The sequence below is a fragment of the Clostridioides sp. ES-S-0108-01 genome, assembly GCF_020662285.1.
Taxonomy (GTDB): domain Bacteria; phylum Bacillota; class Clostridia; order Peptostreptococcales; family Peptostreptococcaceae; genus Clostridioides.
Genome location: NZ_JADGMN010000027.1, coordinates 26322 through 47943 on the forward strand (window position 1 = coordinate 26322; position 21622 = coordinate 47943).

Annotated in this window: 19 protein-coding genes, 1 riboswitch and 1 other annotated feature; of the genes, 4 read left to right on the top strand and 15 right to left on the bottom strand. The window is 28.7% G+C overall.

Annotated elements, in window-relative coordinates; translation table 11 throughout:
• Nucleotides 1-58: 58 nt before the first annotated feature.
• The 5 genes from IR152_RS17470 to hpt all read right to left on the bottom strand — a co-directional run bounded on the left by IR152_RS17470 (nucleotide 59) and on the right by hpt (nucleotide 3556).
• Nucleotides 59-229, bottom strand: a complete 171-nt coding sequence (locus IR152_RS17470) for a hypothetical protein (protein ID WP_003416012.1) — start codon at nucleotides 227-229, stop codon at nucleotides 59-61.
• Nucleotides 230-416: 187 nt separating this feature from the next.
• Nucleotides 417-638, bottom strand: a complete 222-nt coding sequence (locus IR152_RS17475; RefSeq protein ID WP_227453169.1) for an alpha/beta-type small acid-soluble spore protein — start codon at nucleotides 636-638, stop codon at nucleotides 417-419.
• An 83-nt stretch (nucleotides 639-721) separates the two neighbouring features.
• Entirely contained in the window at nucleotides 722-1948 is a 1227-nt protein-coding gene (locus IR152_RS17480) for an NAD(P)/FAD-dependent oxidoreductase (RefSeq protein ID WP_227453170.1), read from the bottom strand.
• A gap of 60 nt (nucleotides 1949-2008) precedes the next feature.
• Complete coding sequence (locus IR152_RS17485) at nucleotides 2009-2941, bottom strand: phosphatase PAP2 family protein (protein WP_227453171.1); 933 nt, start codon at nucleotides 2939-2941, stop codon at nucleotides 2009-2011.
• An 87-nt stretch (nucleotides 2942-3028) separates the two neighbouring features.
• Nucleotides 3029-3556: a hypoxanthine phosphoribosyltransferase gene (gene hpt, locus IR152_RS17490; RefSeq protein ID WP_227453172.1), complete on the bottom strand. Its 528-nt coding sequence runs from the start codon at nucleotides 3554-3556 to the stop codon at nucleotides 3029-3031.
• A 228-nt stretch (nucleotides 3557-3784) separates the two neighbouring features.
• On the opposite strand from hpt, the gene IR152_RS17495 reads away from it, so the two are divergent.
• Entirely contained in the window at nucleotides 3785-4861 is a 1077-nt protein-coding gene (locus tag IR152_RS17495) for a pyridoxal phosphate-dependent aminotransferase (protein ID WP_227453173.1), read from the top strand.
• Nucleotides 4862-4975: 114 nt separating this feature from the next.
• On the opposite strand, the gene IR152_RS17500 is transcribed toward IR152_RS17495, so the two are convergent.
• From IR152_RS17500 to IR152_RS17530, 7 genes are all read right to left on the bottom strand, one after another.
• Nucleotides 4976-6184 (bottom strand): dicarboxylate/amino acid:cation symporter, encoded by a 1209-nt coding sequence (locus IR152_RS17500; RefSeq protein WP_227453174.1) that lies wholly within the window; start codon nucleotides 6182-6184, stop codon nucleotides 4976-4978.
• Between the two features lie 160 nt (nucleotides 6185-6344).
• Nucleotides 6345-6734, bottom strand: coding sequence for a YkvA family protein (locus tag IR152_RS17505; RefSeq protein ID WP_227453175.1), 390 nt, complete (start codon nucleotides 6732-6734; stop codon nucleotides 6345-6347).
• 120 nt (nucleotides 6735-6854) lie between these two features.
• A complete protein-coding gene (gene asnA / locus IR152_RS17510) occupies nucleotides 6855-7856 on the bottom strand; it encodes an aspartate--ammonia ligase (RefSeq protein ID WP_227453176.1) in 1002 nt (333 codons plus the stop codon).
• Nucleotides 7857-7913: 57 nt separating this feature from the next.
• Nucleotides 7914-8169, bottom strand: a binding site (T-box leader).
• 133 nt (nucleotides 8170-8302) lie between these two features.
• Nucleotides 8303-9487, bottom strand: a complete 1185-nt coding sequence (locus tag IR152_RS17515) for a MalY/PatB family protein (protein WP_227453177.1) — start codon at nucleotides 9485-9487, stop codon at nucleotides 8303-8305.
• Nucleotides 9488-9764: 277 nt separating this feature from the next.
• Complete coding sequence (locus IR152_RS17520) at nucleotides 9765-10886, bottom strand: M20 peptidase aminoacylase family protein (protein ID WP_227453178.1); 1122 nt, start codon at nucleotides 10884-10886, stop codon at nucleotides 9765-9767.
• Nucleotides 10887-10947: 61 nt separating this feature from the next.
• A complete protein-coding gene (locus IR152_RS17525; RefSeq protein ID WP_227453179.1) occupies nucleotides 10948-11433 on the bottom strand; it encodes a YjiG family protein in 486 nt (161 codons plus the stop codon).
• 1 nt (nucleotide 11434) lies between these two features.
• Nucleotides 11435-12103: a nucleoside recognition domain-containing protein gene (locus IR152_RS17530; RefSeq protein WP_074141603.1), complete on the bottom strand. Its 669-nt coding sequence runs from the start codon at nucleotides 12101-12103 to the stop codon at nucleotides 11435-11437.
• A gap of 384 nt (nucleotides 12104-12487) precedes the next feature.
• Here IR152_RS17530 and IR152_RS17535 point away from each other — a divergent pair, with 384 nt between their 5' ends.
• Entirely contained in the window at nucleotides 12488-14512 is a 2025-nt protein-coding gene (locus IR152_RS17535; protein ID WP_227453180.1) for a sigma-54 interaction domain-containing protein, read from the top strand.
• 165 nt (nucleotides 14513-14677) lie between these two features.
• On the opposite strand, the gene IR152_RS17540 is transcribed toward IR152_RS17535, so the two are convergent.
• The 3 genes from IR152_RS17540 to IR152_RS17550 form a co-directional block, all read right to left on the bottom strand.
• Nucleotides 14678-15865: a DUF3798 domain-containing protein gene (locus IR152_RS17540; protein WP_227453181.1), complete on the bottom strand. Its 1188-nt coding sequence runs from the start codon at nucleotides 15863-15865 to the stop codon at nucleotides 14678-14680.
• A 196-nt stretch (nucleotides 15866-16061) separates the two neighbouring features.
• Nucleotides 16062-17333 carry a branched-chain amino acid transport system II carrier protein gene (brnQ, locus tag IR152_RS17545; RefSeq protein ID WP_227453185.1) on the bottom strand — a complete coding sequence of 424 codons (1272 nt, stop codon included), beginning with the start codon at nucleotides 17331-17333 and terminating at the stop codon, nucleotides 16062-16064.
• 139 nt (nucleotides 17334-17472) lie between these two features.
• Nucleotides 17473-18126, bottom strand: coding sequence for a pentapeptide repeat-containing protein (locus IR152_RS17550; protein ID WP_227453182.1), 654 nt, complete (start codon nucleotides 18124-18126; stop codon nucleotides 17473-17475).
• Nucleotides 18127-18457: 331 nt separating this feature from the next.
• Nucleotides 18458-18559: riboswitch (purine riboswitch) on the top strand.
• Between the two features lie 71 nt (nucleotides 18560-18630).
• Here IR152_RS17550 and IR152_RS17555 point away from each other — a divergent pair.
• Both IR152_RS17555 and IR152_RS17560 read left to right on the top strand, forming a co-directional pair.
• Nucleotides 18631-19974 carry an NCS2 family permease gene (locus IR152_RS17555; protein ID WP_227453183.1) on the top strand — a complete coding sequence of 448 codons (1344 nt, stop codon included), beginning with the start codon at nucleotides 18631-18633 and terminating at the stop codon, nucleotides 19972-19974.
• Nucleotides 19975-20128: 154 nt separating this feature from the next.
• On the top strand, nucleotides 20129-21493 hold the full coding sequence (locus IR152_RS17560) for an amidohydrolase (RefSeq protein WP_227453184.1): 1365 nt from the start codon (nucleotides 20129-20131) through the stop codon (nucleotides 21491-21493).
• Nucleotides 21494-21622: the final 129 nt, after the last annotated feature.

The following is a 21622-nucleotide window of genomic DNA, read 5'->3' on the forward strand; positions in this document are numbered from 1 at the left end:
AATAAAAAATACTTTTAATATTAAATAAATTGCCTTTTTAATTTTGGACTAAACAATACTATCCAAGTGCCTTTTCTAATTTAGATAAATGTTGTATTGGATAATACTTCAATAGTTCTTTAAATTGTTCTACTGATAAACCTTCTGTTGTTGTATATATTCTTATTTTTTCATCTAGGTCACTATTAATAAATTTGTTTTTTAAATCCTCAAAATTTACACTACTCATTTTACATCACTCCTTATGTAACATATTCATTTGTATTATTTTATCCAAATCCATAAAATTTATTCCATAAAAATGTATCTATCTAAAATTTAATAAAAAAAGCTATCTCAATTTAGAAATTCCTTTCTATATTTGAGATAGCTCTAGCTAAACTAATAGCCAATAGTTACAAATAATTATTTATTAACTATCTGTTGCTTTTTCCAGCCATTTGTTGTTCAGCCATTTCAACTAATTTTTTAGTCATGTATCCACCTACATAACCATTTTCTCTTGCAGTAAGGTTTCCTTTATCAACTTGTTGATAATTAGTCATACCAAGTTCATTAGCTATTTCTAATTTCATTTGGTTTAAAGCTTCTTTTGCTCCTGGTACTACTGTTCTGTTGTTGTTATTGTTACTTGCCATGTTGATTACCTTCCTTCTGTTTAATTTATTTTGTGTTGCTGATAATATTATGTGATTTTAAACATTTTTAATTCAGGTAATTTTTAGCAATTAAAACCTGCCAAATGTCCAGTAGAAAAAGCTATTTGCAAATTGAAACCTCCTGTATATGCATCTATATCTATTACTTCTCCAGCAAAAAATAAACCTTCTACTAATTTTGATTCCATAGTACTTGAGTTTATTTCATTTACTTTTACACCACCAGAAGTTATTATAGCTTCATCAATAGGTCTATATCTCTTTACTGTAAACTTTAAATTTTTTAATAAATGGACTAAGTTTTTTCTCTGTTCTCTAGAAATTTGATGAACAACTGTATCTGGATTAATTTCACTTAAGTTTATTATTACAGGTATCAGTTTTTTTGGAAGTAAGTCATCCAATGATTTTTCAAATTTTTTATTTGTATACTTCTGAAAATCTTTTTGAACTCTTTTATCCAATTTTTCTTCATCTAATGCAGGTTTTAAATCCAACAATATAGTGTAATTTTCTTTACTCGTATCTTTCATTCTACAACTTGCAGACTTGATTATAGGTCCATCTAAACCGAATTTAGTAAATTCAAGTTCTCCAAAATCACTATAAACTTTCTTTTTTTTGCTATTAAACACTCTTATCTCAACATTTCTCAATGATAATTTTTCTAAATCTTTTGTAAAACTTTCTTGTACTTCTATACCAACTAAAGATGGTTTTGTATCTACAATTGTGTGTCCCTGTGAAATTGCAAATTTATATCCATCACCAGTAGAACCAGTAAGTGGGTAACTTAATCCACCAGTTGCTACTATAACTGAATCACACTTAATTTCTTTCTTATTGTTTAAAATTACTTTCTCAATTTTATTATTTTTAGATATTATTTTTTCTACTTTCGAATTTAATAATATATTTACTTTTTTAATTTTGAGTTGTTTTTCAAGAGCCTTTACAACATCAAATGCTTTATCACTTTCTGGAAAAACTCTTTTCCCTCTTTCTGTTTTAGTTTTTACCCCAAGATTATTAAACATACTTATTACATCATCATTTGTAAAAGTATAAAAAGCGCTATACAAAAATTTTCCATTTGTAGGAACATTTTCTATTAATTCCTCTATATCACAAGTATTAGTGATATTACATCTACCTTTCCCTGTTATTGCAAGTTTTTTTCCTAATTTATGGTTTTTCTCAACTAATATTACATCACAGCCTCTTTCACATGCAGTTGATGCAGCTATCATTCCTGCTGGTCCACCACCTATTACTACTACCTTCTTCAAATAATCACTCTTTTCTACCCTTAATATTTTTAATTTAAACCATTTACCATATAACTCAAATCAATTTAATTTCAAAAGTTTAAACAGTGCAGGAGCTCCTGCTACTCCATAAAAAACAACCACTGTATTCTTAATAAAATTCATAAAAATTATACTAATACTAGAGTCACTTATATTTAAAGTGACTATTAGCATTGAAATAAACAACTTAATGCCAATATATAACATTCCTATTGTTACTATCCCAATCAAAAACCTACATATTCTTGAAAAAATTATATTTTTACTCTTCTTGCTTTTACTACTAAAGTTAATTTTTTTGTTATTATTATCTGTGTTAAATTTAACAAATCTATCCTCAACTATATATCCAAACACAAACCCTACTATAATACCAAACTTTTCAAAATATTCTGGGCTATTTAGAAATATAGCTACTATTACAAATGGTACAAGTAAAGCTACAAGTAAAATATAATTTTTATTATCATCAATATAGTCAAATATTTTTACAAATATTACTGTAAAAAATATACCTAATATCCAACCAGTTATCACATCTATTGGCCAATGAACAGCTAAGTATAGCCTAGACAATCCTACTCCTAAAACCATTACTACACCTATTAAATGGATATATCTCCTTTTAAATATAGTCATAATACTAACCCAAAACGTGGTTGCAGTTTGAGTATGAGCACTTGGAAAAGAATAACCTCCAGCCGTAGAAACTCGAAGTGACTCAATACCCTTTATTCCTATTGGTCTGGGGGCTTTTACAAACTCTTTGATACCTAAATTTACAACAAAATTTCCAATTATAGCAAACAGTATTTTCTGTCCATATTTTTTATTTATACACCAGTATATGATTGTTGTAATTAATATTAATAATGGTGCTTCTGTACTTATCGTGAATAAAAGAAATATAAAGTTTAAAATTGGATTTCTAAAATTTTGGAAAAATAATAATATACTTAATTGAATATCCATACAGTATCTCCTTTACTAAAATTTTATACACTTAACCAAAAAGCACTAACTCCCTTAGAGATTAGTGCTTTTGATTCACATTTAAGTCTATTCTACATCCTCAACTATACCTATGTAAGGTAAATTTCTATACTTCTCAGCATAATCTATTCCATAACCAACAATAAACTTATCTTCTATAACAAATCCAACATAGTCTACAGGTATATTAGCCTTTCTTCTTTGAGGTTTGTCAAGTAGAGTACATAGTTTTAAAGATTTTGGATTTCTAGTTTTTAAAGCTGCAACTAGATTACTTAATGTTAAACCAGAATCTATTATATCCTCTACAATCAACACATTCTTTCCTTCAATATCTACATCCAAATCTTTTAATATTTTAACTGTTCCAGAAGACTCTGTTGAGTTTCCATAACTTGTAACACTCATAAAATCTATATTTACATCCAAATCTATACATCTTATTAAATCTGAAACAAATACACTAGCTCCTTTAAGTATACCTACCACTAGTAAATCTTCACCTTTAAAGTCTTCTTCTATTTCTTTTCCTAATTCATAAACTTTTTCTTTTATTTGTTTTTCTGTCAACATTTTTCCTGTAACTTTGTACATTTTGTATCCTCCCGCTTTCCTTCTATTAACTTATATATTATAGCATACCAAAATATCAATTAAAATCTTTTTCAGGATTTTTAAATCTAAATTAACAGCTTATCCATACTTTCTTGCTTTTTCCATTAAAAATTTGGAATAAATATTCCTTTGTATTATAATCTATATGTACACATATTAATCAGCTATTTTTATCAATTATATAATTTTATTTTTGGAGGTACTTTTATGAGCACAAACCATGGAGCTAATCTATATAGTTTATCTAGTAAATATGGCTTTTCAAAAGAAGAATTTATGGATTTTAGCTCAAATATAAATCCTTTTGGTACATCAAATTTAGCCAAACGATACATTGTAAACAATATGGATATAGTATCTATGTATCCTGACCCTGATTACATAGACTTAAAAACTTCTATATCCAGTTACTGCAAATGTTCTATAGATAATATAGTACTTGGTAGTGGAGCTACAGAACTAATTTCATCATTTATACATACAATTAATCCTAAACATGCTCTTTTACTCTCTCCTGCTTATTCAGAGTATGAAAAAGAGCTATCCAAAATTAATTGTTCTATAGATAAATACTTTGCCAAAGAAGAAGATAATTTTCATATAAATTTGGAAAATCTTATAAAGACTATAAACGCTAAAGATTATGATTTGGTAGTAATTTGTAATCCTAATAATCCAACTGGATTTGCATTTACTAAAGTAGAAGTAATAGAAATTTTAAAAAACACAGACTCATTTTTGATGATTGATGAGACTTATGTAGAGTTTACTGATACAGATATATACTCTTGTACTCAAGTAGTTGATGATTATTCTAATTTATTCGTTATAAGGGGTACATCAAAGTTTTTTTCAACACCTGGCATAAGGCTTGGATATGGTCTTATATCTGATACTAATGTTAAAAATGAAATAAATAAAAATCTAGATTTATGGAATATAAACATAATAGCTTCTAAAATGGGAGAAATCATGTTTAGTGATTTAAGCTTTATATCAAGTACTATTTCTTTAATGAACACTGAAAGAGATTACTTACTTAAAGAACTTAAAAATATAAAAAGCTTAGATGTATATGATACTAAGGGTAACTTCATACTGTGTAAAATTAAGACAAGGGAATTGACTGCTAAATCTCTTCGCGAGAAACTAATTCCGCAAAAAATAATAATAAGAGATTGTTATTCATTTGAAGGTCTAGATGAGTATTTCTTTAGAGTATGTATATTAAAACCTAATGAAAATAAATTACTAATATCATCTCTTAAGGCAATTTTTAAATAAAAAATTACTTTATTTTATAATTTTTTATATTAAATCAAATATATTTTCATCATTTCAACAATGAAAAAGAGGCTTATCTATTTTGAGACAGCCTCCTTTTTCATTATTTACAAACTAAACACTTTGATTTTCTATATTTCCTTTTTTACTCATTCCATCATTTATTTTATCTACTACTGCTGCTATTGCATTATCTCCTGATACATTACATGCTGTACCAAAACTGTCTTGAGTTAAGTATAAAGCTATCATTAAACTTGCAAGACCACCATCTGATGGTATTCCAACCATTGGTAAGAAAGGAAGTGCACTCATTATAGCTCCACCTGGGGCTCCTGGTGCTGCAACCATTGCTATACCTAACATTGCAATATAAGGGAATAATACATCTACGCCATGTGGCATACCATTCATCATCAAAACAGCTGTTGTAAATCCTGTTATTGATATCATACTACCTGATAAGTGTATTGTTGCACAAAGAGGTACAACAAACTCTCTTATTTGCTTACTTACTCCGTTTTTTTCTGCACAACCAACATTAACTGGTATAGTTGCTGCTGAAGATTGAGTACCTATCGCTGTTAAATATCCAGGCACTTGATTTTTTAACATTTTTACTGGATTTTTTCCTGAAAACATTCCTGCTGCTGTAAATTGACATGCCATGTATACAAAATGTAAAGGGATTACTACTAAATATACTTTCCAGAATACCCCTAATATTGTCCATACTTGTCCTGCTATAGTTATATTTGCAAAAGTTCCTGCTATATATAAAGGTAATAAAGGTATAATTACTGTTGACAACGTTTTCGTTACGATATCTTGGAATTCTTGGAAGAAATTAAATAAAGTCTCTCCTTTTCCGTGATTTCTTAAAGCTGATATTCCAAGTCCCATTACAAATGCAAACACTATTGCTGCTGTTACATCTACCATAGGCTCTAATGGAATTGTGAATATTGGAGCTAACATTCCTGCCTCTGGGTCTCCAATTTGACTTGCAACACTTGCATCAATAAAATTTGGGAAGACTAATGTAGATACTACAAATGACAATAATCCCGCTATTAGAGTAGAACCATATGCTATTGCTGTAGTTATTCCCAATAGCTTTCCTGCACCTGTTGCTAAATCAGCTATACCTGCTGTTACAAAACCTATAATTATAAATGGTATAACAAATTTTAGGAATGCTGAGAATAAAGTACTAACTGTTACTAATATTTGTACAATTATTTCTGGTGCATAACTTCCGATTAAAATACCGACTATGATACCGATGATTAGTTTGGGCACTAAACCTAGTTTTTTCTTCATAATATTTACCCTCCATAACTTTTTTAAATTAAGTATCCTTGTACATTGAGTACTTAGTTAAATATTGGATATCCACTTATTATGATAATAGAGTTTTACCTCTCCGTCAACAACTTAACCATTTTTTGTTAATAAAAAAAAGAATAACAGATATAAATTGTTATTCTTCTTCATCTTTTATAGAAAAGTCTACATTTTCAATTATATTTGAATGTTTATCCTGTTTTGCAATAACTCTATACTTATTAATTTCTTCATTCACGATACCTATACTCCAAATTAATACTATAGCGTCATCTATAAAACCAAATGCCCCTGCAATCATCTCAGGAATTATATCAACTCCAGATACAAAGTAGGATATAGTAAAAATTAATACAGAAACTACTTTTATTTTATCAACTATATTGATTCTTTTATCTGTCATAAAATCCGGTAGTTTAAGTAAATCAAATACAAAAACCAAACCAAATTTAGCATCTTTAAATCTCACCAAAATTTTTTTAAGAACATCTAAAATTATATTAATAACTCTTTTTAGAAAATCCATATTTATCACCTCTTATAATTATAGGTTATTCTACATTATAACCGATATAATTAATTTGATGAATATATTAGATATAAATTTTATCAATTAGTTTACATTTAAATTATAGTAACTCATAAATTATAGTAACTCAATTCCTGCACTACTACAATTTTTAATCATATCCTGTGGCCATACTCCAACTTGTACTTCTCCTATATGAGCTTTTTGTAAGAAATACATACATATTCTTGACTGACCAATTCCTCCACCAATTGTATATGGAAGCTCACCATCTAAAAGCATCTTATGATAGTCAAATTCTTTTCTATCTTCACATCCAGCAAGTTTTAATTGTCTATCAAGAGATTCTTCGTCAACTCTAATTCCCATTGAAGATAATTCTAATGCTGAATCTAAAATAGGGTTATAAAATAATATATCTCCATTCAGTTCCCAATCATCATAATCAGGGCTTCTTCCATCATGTTTTTCTCCTGATATTAATGTCTTTCCTATTTGAGTTATAAATACTGCCTTCTTGTCTTTTACAATTTTATCTTCTCTTTCCTTTGGAGATAATTCTGGATACATATCTTCTAATTCTTGTGATGTTATAAAAGTTATTTCTTCTGGTAATATTTCTTTTATACCTTCATACATACTACATACAAATATTTCAGTATCTTTAAACACTCCATACAATCTTTTTACAACATCTTTTAAAGTCTTTTCATTTCTGCTACTTTTATCTATAACCAATTCCCAATCCCACTGGTCTACATAAAGAGAATGTATGTTATCCAATTCTTCATTTTTTCTTATTGCGTTCATATCTGTATATAAACCACTACCAACTTCAAAACCGTATTTTTTAAGAGCTAATCGTTTCCATTTTGCAAGTGATTGAACAATCTCTGCATTTTTATTCATAAATGGTATATCAAAACTTACAGCCTTTTCTCCATTTAAATTATCATTTGTACCTGTCTCAGGTAGTACAAATAACGGTGAAGAAACTCTTATAAGATTTAATTCATTGCTTAGTCTCATTTCAAAAAAATCTTTTAATTTTTTTATAGCTATTTGTGTATCAATTACATTCAAACTACTTTTATAATCCTTCGGTATTATTGTGCTCATATTATTCACTCCCTAATTTATATATTTTTCCATTAAAAAAACCCTTCATCCCTATATAAAAGGGACGAAAGGTTGCTTTTCCGCGGTACCACCCTGATTAGCTTGAAATAAATCCAAACCCAGCTCATAATGTACAGATATTACTCGATACATCCCAATATGATAACGGTTTGGTTCCGACTAAGCCTACTCTTTTAAAATTTCGGTTAGCAACTCCAGGATGTTCTTCACTATAGACTTCATATTGGTCTCACACCATCACCAACTCGCTTTAATTACATTCTATAACTACTCTTCCTTTCAACGTCTTTAAGAGTTTAATTCAGTAAAATTTAGCTCTCTTGTGTGTTCTATTTGTTCATAATAGTATGATAAGTGATTAGTTAAAATTTGTCAAGTTTATTATTTTGTTATTTTTACACACCTTATAACTTTTTACCTATACTTTATAAATTTTCAAATGTAGTCTTTAATCTATCCATACATTCTTTTAATAGAGACTGTGGACATGCTACATTTATTCTTTCAAATCCTATTCCTTCTTTTCCAAATATATAACCTTCGTCAAATAATACATTAGCTTTTTTAAACATTAAATCTTCAAGTTCTACTTCATTCAATCCATAAGCAGTAAAATCTAACCATGCTAGATACGTTCCTTCTGGATAAATAAGTTTTACTTTTGGTAAATTTTCTTTTAAGTATTCATCAATAAATTTTATATTACTATCTAAATATTCATTCAATTCATTAAGCCAATCTTCACTTTCATTATATGCTGCTATTGTGGCTACAATAGCAAAAGGATTTGGTGAAGTTGCAACTCCAACAGCTGTAACCTCTTCTTGATATTTCTTTTTTAATTCATCATTATTTACTATTATGTTAGACAATTGCATTCCAGCCAGATTAAACGTTTTACTTGGAGCTATACATGTAACTATTTTATCTTTGTACTCTGGACATAATGATTGTAAAGGAGTATGTTTAAATCCTTTTCTAATTAAATCAGAATGTATCTCATCAGCTATTATCCACAGATTGTATTTTTTACATATTTCTACAACCCTTTTTAATTCATCTTCTCTCCAAACTCTTCCCACAGGGTTATGAGGGCTACAAAGTATAAGTACTTTACTACACTTAGCTTTTTCTTCTAAATCATCATAATCCATTCTATAAGTCCCATTCTCATATACTAGAGGATTGTTTATAACTTCCCTATTATTGCTTTTTATCTTAGCTTCAAATGGGTAATACACTGGCTTTTGAACTATCACACCTTCATTAGAATCAGTTAATATTCTTACTAAAATAGCAATAGCTGGTACAACACCTGGACTAAAAATAATATCTTCTCTATTTATTTCCCAGTTAAATCTCCTTTTATACCATCCACAAACTGCATTGAAGTATTCCTCACTATCATTAGAACTATATCCAAATATTTTGTGGTCAACTTTTTTATATAATGCTTCTATTATTGGTTCTGCACATTCAAAATCCATATCTGCAATCCAAAAAGGTAAACCATCTTTTTGCGCTTTTGGTGAACAATTAGTTCTAAAATCCCATTTTATACAATCTGTTCCTACCCTATCTATTACTCTGTCAAAATTATATTTACTCATTTTACCCCTCCTAAAAATACAAATTATATAATTATTAAGTCTATTACTAGATGAAATTTAGCATATTTTTACAATTATACATATTATAATAATAACACTTTTTTGACCAATAGGTTTAAAATATAATTATTTTTATTAACATAATTTTTTTCAACATTGCAAAAACAATTTCACTATATCAAAATAAAATTGCTCATATTAATTGTTTTTCAATTAACATAAGCAATCTTTTTCTATAATTTATATAATTTTAAATAGAGAATTATTAGTTTGGATATTATCCTAATCTCTTTTCAACCAATCTACACCATATATCTACACCATATTCTAAAGCTTTTGTATCAAATGTTACATTTGGATTATGGAATCCTGGTGTAGCATCAGCTCCCAATCCAATATATGTAGTTTTACACTTTAGGTTTTGTGTATAATAGTGGAAATCTTCTCCTCCAGAATTTTTAAATATACCTATTGATGCATCAGTTCCCAATACATCTTTTATAGTTTCTTCAGCTAAGTTTACAAGCTCTTCATCAAATTCGGCTGCCGGTACTCCATCCTTTGAAAGTAATACAGCCTCTGCATTTATAGAACTTGCAGCAGTTTTTACAGCATGTATAGCTTTTTCTTTTAATTCCTCTATTATATCATTACTTTCTGCCCTTATATCTAAAGCCATAAATGCTTCATCTGGTATATTATTATAAGTTTCTCCTTTAACCGATACATTTGTTACTTTTATAGAGTTTGGTACAGCTGGATTTACTCTTATAGCATTTATTGCATTTACAGCTAAGCAAACAGCATCTACTGCATTTACTCCCAAATGTGGTTTAGAACCATGACAAGTAATACCTTTAATCGTAAATTCCATTATACAACTAGCACAATGATACATTGCAGGTATAGCCTTTCCCAACCTACAATCTTGCCCAGGTCTTAAATGCATGCCCACCATTTCTTCTACATCATCTAACAAACCAGAATCAATTACTCTTAATGCTCCATATAATTTTTCTTCGCCTGGTTGAAAAAGTATTTTTAGTTTTCCTCTCTTTACCAGATTTCTTTCTTTTATTAACTTTGCAGCTGTTAAAAGCATAGAAGTATGACCATCATGACCACAAGCATGTATCATTTTCTTTTCTCCATCTATTATAAATTCCAACGCATCCATATCTGCTCTTATAGCAAATACTGGTCCTTCTTTTTTAGAGTCTATGGTTACAATAATACCAGTTCCTGCAATACCTTTATTAATATTTTCAAACCCCATTTTTTCAAGCTCTTTTAAAATAAAGTCTGATGTCTTGTATTCTTCAAATCCCTTTTCTGGTATAGTGTGTAGATAGTCATACACTTTATGTACATACTCAATATAATCTTTGGTAGTTTCCATAATATAATTCCTCCTTAAAATTTTAAACCTTAAATTTATCTTAAATTTTTATTATAATTACCTATACTACGAAATAATTCATTATAAGCATTGCAATACATCCATTTAAGGTTGCTATTACAAACATGTGTGGATAGTATTTTGTCTTTAATTCAGCTGTTCCTAAAAGTCTACCCATAAATTGTATCTGAGCTCCTGAAAGCAATAACATTGGTAAGAGAATTGCAACATGTGCTTGGTTTATCTGACCTGCTGTAAACAAACCTGCTATTACTCCAGATGCTCCTCCCATTGATATAAATATTGTCATTATAGCAGTTGCTGCAACACCTGGAAGACCAAATATGCTCATTACAGGTGTAAATATTGTACCTATTAAATCTAAAAGACCTGTTAAATTGAATACAGAAATTATAGCAAAACCAAAGATAACATTTGGAGCCATTGAATTTGTACTTATTTGAAATCCATTTCTAGCGCCTCCAATAAATGCGTCTATCACATTTCCTTTTTTAACTTTTACTTCTTTTTTTGCTACCTCACTCATATTAAGCTTCCCCCTTGTCAAATTTATTTAAATATAATCTAAGCAAGTTTGCCCCAACAAATTTCATAATTAATATTAAAGCAAGTGGTATAAATATTGGTACATCTCCTATAAATGGAAATAATGCTGCTCCAGAAGCAAAGAAATTTGTTATTGCAGATGCACCTGAAAATTGAAATGCACAAAATACAGCCTTTTGTTTTTCATCTATATATCCATCATCCTTAAGTTCTTTGGTCATAGATGCAGCTGCATCTGTAGATTGCAGACTAGCTATTAAAGTTAGCCCTGCAAATCCAGGTAATCCTAATAATGGTTTTAATAGTGGACTAAGAAGTTTTTGAGCTGCCTTCATTCCATCTAGATGGTCTATAACTCTAACTACTCCAAGTGCAAACATAACTGATGGTATTAGTGTCAATGCATATAACCACCCATCTCTAGGACCAGTACCTCCATCTCCTCTAAAGTTTGCAGCCAATGTACCTACACCATCATTAACGGTTCCTAGCGTTCCAAAAGAACCCAATACATTGTTAAAGTCCAATACTTTTAATGGACCTGGTGCATCTTTAAATATTCCTGAAAAAAATAATGCACCCAATATTAATGCCACGTACCCATACCATTTTACCTCTACTTTTTCTGTTGTTGATTCCAATTTGCTCATGTAAATTCTCCCTCCTATTTGAATAAAATTTATTAGTACATTTATTCAATAAGCAAAACTTGTGCCAATACTTTAATGATAAGGGTTTTTTATTTATATTTTTACTGTAAATTTATGCCAATAACCAAATAACTTATAATTACTAACTTCTTAAATTTATAAGTAGATTATTTTTTTTGTTACTTACCAATATAAACCTCACAATACAGAAAATCACCTTACTTATCTTTCAAAATACACTTATAAATAGGTTTTTATAGGATAAAAGCCTAAAAAAACCTATTATTTAATCAAATCTCTAAATTTATTCTATTATTTGTTGTATAATATAACTTATCTTATACTTTAAAGAAAAATAAATACTACTTTTCGGGGAGAAACAAAATGGACAAAAAAAAATTAATTCTTATAACATATGATAAATTAAACAGTGACCACTACAAAGAAGAGTTGATAAGCTTTTTTGGAGATGAAATAATCATAGAAACACAAAATATACTTGATGGTATAAAAGAAAATTTAGAGGGAGATGTAGTTCTTTCTCTATCACCTTTAACTAGTAATTTTTTAATAAAGCATTTTAAAGAAGACATTGAAATTATTCATGGAGCTAAAGCACTTTCAAAACTTGGCTATGAAAAAATGATGCAATTACCTCCAGGTACAAAATCATTGCTTATGACCACCAATAAAACTTCAGCATTTGAGATGGCTACTTATCTATATAAAATTGGAATAAATCATATAGATTTTGTACCAACATATCCAGATTGTGACGAAATATATGATTTAGATACAGCCATAACACCAGGTCAGATTAGATTTATACCAAAATACATAAAAAATATTGTTGATTTAGGATGGAGAAAAATTTCATTGGATACATATATGTCACTATTAGTAGTACTAAAGCTAAAAAACGAGAAATTCATAGAAAAATTATACAAATTATCCAAAGAGACACTAAGTCATGACTTCTTGAATACGTCATTAGATAATATATCTAAATTAAAAACTATACTTTACATGACTATTGATGAAATAGGTGACGGTCTAATATTTTTTAATACCTTTAACAAAGTTACTTTTGTAAATAAATCTTTGCTTAGTATGTTGGAACTAGATAAAAAACTTATAAAATCTCCCTCCTTAATGGAATATCTGCCAAAGAGTTTCTTAGATAAAATTACAAAGAATTTAAATATAGATAATATGATTATATACATAGATGAAATAGATAAAAAATTCATACTTTCTAAAAAACCATTTTATCTTTATAAAAATATAGAGGGTTGCTTAATTACATTAAAGGATGTGAACAATATAGAAATATTGGAACAGAAAATAAGAAGTGATTCTGTTAAAAGAGGTTATATAGCTAAATATAAATTTAATAATATCATTGGAAACAGTGCTATTATAAAAGATTGTATTAAAAAAGCAAAAAAAATGGCTCTCACAGATAATCCTGTATTAATAACAGGTGAAACAGGGACGGGTAAAGAAGCTTTTACTCAATCAATACACAATCATTCAAATAGAAAAAATAAACCTTTTGTAGCAATAAATTGTGCTTCATTACCAAGTGAATTACTTGAAAGTGAACTATTTGGATATGAAGATGGTTCTTTTACTGGGGCAAAAAAAGGAGGAAAAAAAGGATTATTTGAATTAGCTCACACTGGCACTATATTTTTAGATGAGATAGGAGACATGCCACATAATTTACAGGTTAAACTTTTAAGAGTCTTACAAGAAAAAGAAATCAGAAAGATTGGTGGTACAAGTATCATTCCAATTGATGTGAGAATATTAGCTGCCACAAATAAAGATTTAGAAAAATTAATTATAGAAAATAAATTTAGGATGGATTTATTTTATAGAATAAGTATGTTCACTTTAGATTTACCTCCTCTTAGAAACAGATTAGAAGATATACCTCTTCTTTTAGAATCATTTTTAAAAGAACTTCCCTATAAAAACATCAAACTCGATAAAAGTCTTTTAGAAGCTCTAAATTCATACACTTGGATGGGTAATATTAGAGAACTAAGAAATTGTATTGAATATATGGCTTACATGGGCTCTAATTATCTTACAATAAATGATTTGCCACAAAATATAGCTTCAAAATTAAATAATAATCATCTGTCAAATGATGTATCTATATTCAATGATTTAAGTCAATATGACAAAAACATATGTATTTCTATCCTAAAATCATTGTACATGAAACCAATGGGAAGAACAAAGCTAATGAAATTTATGGAATATAATGTTACAGAATATGAAGTAAGAAATATGCTAGAATATTTAACACTCAATGGATACTTAATTTCTGGTAAAGGAAGAAAGGGTTCATCTATAACTGAAAAAAGCATAAAAATAATAGAAAATAATATAATTTAAATCTATAGTAATTCATCTTTACTTTATCAAATTTTATATCTATAATTATAAGGTTTTATTTTTCTATAAATTTTTTATAAATTTTTTTAGAAAAGAATAAAACTTACTTCTATCAGAAAAAGCTATGAAATTAGCATTTTATTACTAATTTCATAGCTTTTAATATTAATAAATTAATTGATTTAAGATTATTGACTGATAATTATAAAGTACGTCTGTTAAAGGTGTAAATTCTGAACCAATTCCAAATTTTAATTCTGCAAATGCCTCTAAATAGTCTGGGTCACATACATCTTCTTGCGTTAAGTCTTGCTTTACCATTTCAGTAGCAAGATAAATTGCTAGTGATTGTATAAAAGCATCCGTTGGCATAGGATATCCTCCAAGCCTATTTGACATACCAAAAGCCTTAGCCTTTTCACTTATCATATCGTTTATTTTATCATAATTTTGAGAATCTTTTTTAGATATTTTTAAGCCCATAACACTAGGATACGTTTGTATTGGTGATGGATTACTTTGCTCTGCAACTATATACTTTAATTCTAAAGCCTTAGTCAATATAACTTCATCCATATACTCATTTACACCAAATACATTTATATCTTTTCCATATTTTTTAACTTGTTTTTCAATATCTTCATTTAAAAACTGCTTGACTTTGTTTTTATCTTCTTCAGTGTTTATATTTGGTGTATTAACTTGTACAAATTGCAACCCTATATTTTTACAAGTATCCTTAATCTTTTCTAGTCTTTTAGCTATATTAGCATCTTTCAAGTCATCCGTAGAAACATAATGAATAAAAGCTTTTGCTCCCATTTCTTTTGAACGTTCAGCTAATACCTTTCCTCTTTCTTCTGTATCAATTCCTAAGTTTACATCAACATATTGGCTTAATTGGTTTTTGTCATCTCCCATAGGTGCAGAAATAGTTATTATTTCTGGGCGCTTTTCCTTTACCTTTTGTAAAGCAGGCAAAAGCCCTGCTTGGTCAGTTGATACTACAATCGCCTGAATTTCTTCATCATCAGCCAACTTTACTATCTTATTTATAGAACTATCTATATTAGAAGTAAAATTTGATGGTAATACAACATGTTTTATAGTTTGTTTAACTTTAGATTCACCATCTTTTTCTTTATCAATTTCATTAGCTTCCTCATATTCTTTTACCATATCTTCTACCATATTGTATTGTACTTTATTTTCAGATAATGGTTGAGTTACTACCGCAACTTTAAAGTCATCTATAATTTTCTTTTTATCTTTCTTACCTGCAAGCAAACTACAGCCTGTAAGTCCAATGATTAAACATATGGATAGCATAAATGCTATTATTTTTCTAAGCATTAGTTAAAACCTCCTAAATTTGTACTTTCTTATCACTATTACTAATTTTATCATACTTCAAAGAAAAATTATATTATAAAAAATTATATGCATATTATTCTAATCCAATCTAAAAAGTACTATGGGTAGGTTTTAATTAAACCTAGCCATAGTACTAAAAAATTATATATTATAAAATTAAATTAATTACAAATTATTATGCTATTTGTTTATTGCTTTTTATAAAGTTACCAACTATTCCACCCAATATAGCTGGTACTACCCAGTTAAAGCCCAAACCCGCAAATGGTAAGATTTGCATAAATGGAATATTTCCTGTCATTCCATTTACAGCTGATAATACGCTAACCACTAACGTAACATATGCTGCACCTTTAAATGCGTTGTCATTTTTTATACTCTTGCCAGCCAACTCCATGGTAACTATTGCTAATAAAACAGGATATATAGTTTGTAAGATTGGAACTGATATCGCGATTATAGAATCAACACCTAAATTTGATATAACCATACTAGCTACACATATACCTATAACTAGTTGTTTATAAGTTGCTTTACTTATTCCTTCAAAATAATTTGAAATCGATGCTGTTAGCCCTGTAGAAGTAGTCAAACAAGCAAGTGCTACAATTATACCTAAAATTATCTTTCCAGTCTGACCATACAATAATATACTGGTTATCTCAACTAATAAAGATGCTTGAGGTATACTAGTATCATATATAGTTGAAACTGTTGCTCCTAGATAAGCAAGACCACCATATACTATTGCTAAAAATACACAAGCTACAAAACCAGCTTTAATAGTCATACCTATTTGGTCTTTATCTGATGTATATCCTTTACCTATTATAGACATTAGCATTATTGTAGCCATAGATGCTGCACCTAGGGCATCCATTGTCTGATAACCTTGTGCTATACCTTCACCAAATAGATTTTTATCTATCATATGCTCTGGACTCATAGGTCCTGCTGGAGAAATTATACCTTTTACTATTAAAACAAATAATACTAATAATAACGCTGGAGTCAAATATTTACCTATTATGTCTATAACCTTAGAAGACCTAATAGTAAATGCTAAAGTTAATCCAAAAAATATTACTGAAAATACTGCTTTAGCTACTGTACCATGGTCTCCAAATATAGGTATAATACCCATTTCATATGTTGTTGCACAAGTTCTTGGTATAACAAGAAGTGCTAAACATGCTAGAGCAGCTACACTCATTACTCTCGCTAAGCCTTTACCAGCTCTCCTAAGTACATCATCCATGCTTCCCTTACATCGTGCAGTTGCTATAATAACAAGCATTGTTATACCAGCATCCGCAACAACAAAGCCAACAAGAGGAATTAACCAGTCTTTACCGGATTCCATTCCTAGAAATGGAGGGAACATAAGATTTCCTGCACCAAAAAACATAGAAAATAAAGCAAAACCAACTATAAAAATATCTCTCATCTGCTTACTCACACTAAATTACCCCCTTTGAAAATATTTTGAATATTAAGATAATCTTACTTTATTTTCAGAAAAATGTCAATCTAGTAAAAATTCATACATTGTTAACGTTTTCCCAATATATTTTGTGAATTTTTTTTCATTTTATAATAATTCCCATCAATTTCGTTAAATCAATTGCTTGTGACACATCAAAAATTGCTCCTCTAATATCATTTATCCCAACCTCAAATCCTTCAATATTATTAGTAGTAAAATCTACACCAGAAAGTTTAGTTCCATTAAAGTTTGATTTTTTTAAGTTTGTATATTCTAATACTAAATTGTCGCTTTTTACTTCTTGGAATACAGAACTTTCAAAATTTGAATCTAAAATAGAAACTATCTTAAATTTAGAGAACGAAAAGTTAGAATACTTGCCTAAAACATCCTTGAACAAAACGCTTTTAAGTATACAATCATCGAATCTAACTCCTATCAATTTACTATTTTTAAATTCAACTCTATATACACTTCCTCCATCAAAAAATGTATTTGATAAATTACAGTTTTCAAATACCACATCCAGTAAATCAATCTTTTTTAAATTGCAATTCTCAAAAGATACATTTCTAAATATACAAGATTCAAAGCTAACTCTTACAGAATCTAAATCACTTATAACTTTATTTTCTATAATTTTATTAAATATTTTTTCATCATTAAATATATCTTCAATCATATCCTCAATATTTTCAATAGTTTCTAATTCTCCTGTAAATTTAGGTTTTTGTACTTTAATAATTTTAGTCATTTTCCCCTCCACTATAAATTATATTATTTTTGATATTATTTTTTTTAATATATTAACTTAATATATGTATATTTGATATATTAAAAAGTTTTTACGAAACATCCGTGTATTCAATACTTTTATAATTATATCACAAACTTATTTATAGTAAACTTCCATTAATAGTATAAAATATTATAAGCATAATGGACACTATACACATACACATTTTATTATTGAAAATAATAATTTCTGATAGTAAATATCCTTAAATTTTTATAAAATTGACAAAAAAACGAATAATTTTATTATATTTATTGTAAATAATACAATATTACGATATAATACAACAGAAAAACAAATAGAAAATATTCATATAATATTAGTAATATGGTCTAATAGTTTCTACAAGCCTACCTTAAATGGGTTTTCTATGAATAGAATGTCAACTTTGAATATATATTCTATTCTATCTGTATGAATATATATTTTTTGTTTATATCTTAAAGTTTTTTGGAGGTAAAAATGGTACCAAATACTAAAAACGTACAACCAGATGGAAATAATTCATCATTAAGCTTTTTAGACAAAATGTTTAAATTTAGCGAACGTGGCTCTAACCTTAAAACAGAGGTGATAGGTGGAGTTACTACATTCTTAACAATGGCATACATAGTTTTTGTAAATCCAGCAATATTATCCGAGGCTGGAATGGATAAAGCCGCACTTATAACAGTTACTATACTAGCTACAGCTATTGGTACACTCATATTTGCACTTTTAGGAAATGCACCATTTGCTCTAGCACCTGGTATGGGATTAAATGCATTTTTCACATACTCTTTGGTTATAGGGGCAGGAATCTCATGGCAAACAGGTCTTGGAGTAGTATTTTTATCTGGATGTGTATTCTTTACACTCGCAGTAACAGGTCTTCGAAAGACAATTGCAGACGCAATTCCTAGAGAACTAGCAGTAGCATCTTCGGCAGGTATAGGACTTTTCCTTGCTTTTGTTGGTTTAAAAAATATGGGTGTTATAATAGCAAATCCAGATACTATAGTTTCACTTGCAGATTTTACACCGACAGTTTTAATATCTCTTTTTGCTCTTATCTTAATGGCAATACTGGAATACAAAAAAGTTAAAGGCGGAATATTAATAAGTATAGTAGTTGCAACAATACTATCTATTATATTTGGATTTGTAGATTTACCAACAGCTATAATTTCAGCACCACCTAGTATAGCACCAATTGCTTTTAAATTAGATATTGTAGGTGCATTGAAATTCTCATTAATTGGACCTATATTCTCTTTCATGTTTATAGACATGTTTGATTCATTAGCATTTCTTATTACTTGCTGTAAACAAATGGGTCTTGAGGATGAAAATGGCGAAATAAAAGATTTAGGAAAAATGTTATATGCAGACGTTTCTTCTACTTTAATAGGTTCATTCTTAGGAACTAGTACAGTTACAACATTTGGAGAATCTGCTTCTGGTATCGCAGCAGGTGCAAGAACTGGACTTGCTTCAATAGTAACAGCAGCATTATTCTTAGCTACACTTATATTTACACCATTACTTGGCATAGTTCCTACTTATGCTGCGTCACCTGCACTTGTTATGGTTGGTGTATTCATGTTTGAAAGCATAAAACAAATTGACTTTGCCGATAGTAAAATAGCAGTACCTGCTTTTGTTACAGTTTTGTTGATGCCTTTAACTTATAGTATAAGTATTGGTTTATGCTTTGGATTTATTTCATATATAATAATGCATGTTGTAGCTAAAGAAACTGATAAAATCAGTATTACACTTTGGGTTATAGGTTTACTTGCAGTTATAAACTTAGTTCTAAGTTAATATTTTAAATTCTATAGAATAAAATCTTATTTATTTTAAATTTATAAATAGCAAAATCAAATTATATATAAATTGATTTTGCTATTAACTTTGTATAGAAAATCTATTATCATAATATATAGATATAAAAATACATAGAAAAGGAGTTGTATTCATGTCACAATTACTTATAAAAAATGCATATCTAATTACTATGAATGCAGATAGAGAGGTGTATGAAAATGGAAATATACTTATTGAAAATAACATTATAAAAAAAGTTGGCAAATTTGATATTAATATTGCAGATAAAGATGCTGAGATATACGATGCTAAAGGAAAAATACTAATGCCAGGACTAGTCAATACACATGTTCACTTATCTCAACAATTAGGACGTGGTCTTGCAGATGATGTTGTACTTTTAACTTGGCTTAGAGAAAGAATCTGGCCATATGAAAGTAGCTTCAATTATGAGGATTCATTGATTTCATCTACTGCATGTTGTATTGAATTAATAAAATCTGGTGTCACTACATTTTTAGAATCTGGTGGTCAATATGTAGATGCTATGGTTGAAGCTGTTGACAAAACTGGGCTTAGAGCATGTTTAGCTAAATCAGTTATGGATACAGGAGATGGTCTTCCTGAGGCATGGCAAAAAACTACTGATGAGGAAATCAATACTCAATTAGACTTATTCCATAAATTTAATAACACATCTAATGAGAGAATTAAAATATGGTTTGCATTAAGAACTATTTTTAATACAACTGAAGAATTACTTGTTAGGACTAAACAGTTAGCTGACAAGTACAATACAGGTATACATATGCATATCGCCGAAATAGCCGATGAAATTTCATTTGTAAAACAAAACAATGGAGTTGGAACAGTTGAATATCTTGATAGATTAGGTGTGCTAGGACCAAATCTTTTAGCTGCTCACACAGTTTGGCTTACTCATAAAGAAATTGATTTATTTAGATTACATGATGTAAAAGTCTCTCATGACCCTGGTTCAGCTATGAAGGTGGTTCTAGGTTTTGCATCAATTCCTGAAATGTTAGAAAAAGAAATACCTGTTTCAATTGGTACTGATGGAGCACCTTCAAATAACAGAATGGACCTTATGAGAGACATGTATTTGACTTCATTAATACATAAAGGTAGAACTTTAAACCCAACAGTCGTCCCAGCTGAAGAAGTATTGGAAATGGCTACTATAAATGGAGCAAAATGTGCTTTATTAGAAAAAGAAATTGGTAGTCTTGAAGTAGGAAAAAAAGCTGATATGATTATTCTAAATCCAGATACAATTCATTGTTTACCAATGCACAATCCAATTGGAAATATAGTTTATTCTATGACTAGTGAAAACGTAGACTCTACTATTTGTGACGGTAAATGGTTAATGAAGGAAAGAAAAGTATTAGTTGTAGATGAAGCTGAATTATTAAATAAAGTTAAGGAACAAGCTTCTAAAATAAAAGATAAGGCAGAAGTTAAAATTCCATCTAAATTTAAAATCATAAAATAATATGAGTCTGGAAATATTTATGTGTATTCTTTAAATAAAAATTTATTTTTAAGTGATAATTAAACATTTATTGGTAAGGCTATGGCTTTAAAAATCATAGCCTTATTTTGATATTTTTTCCATTTTTGC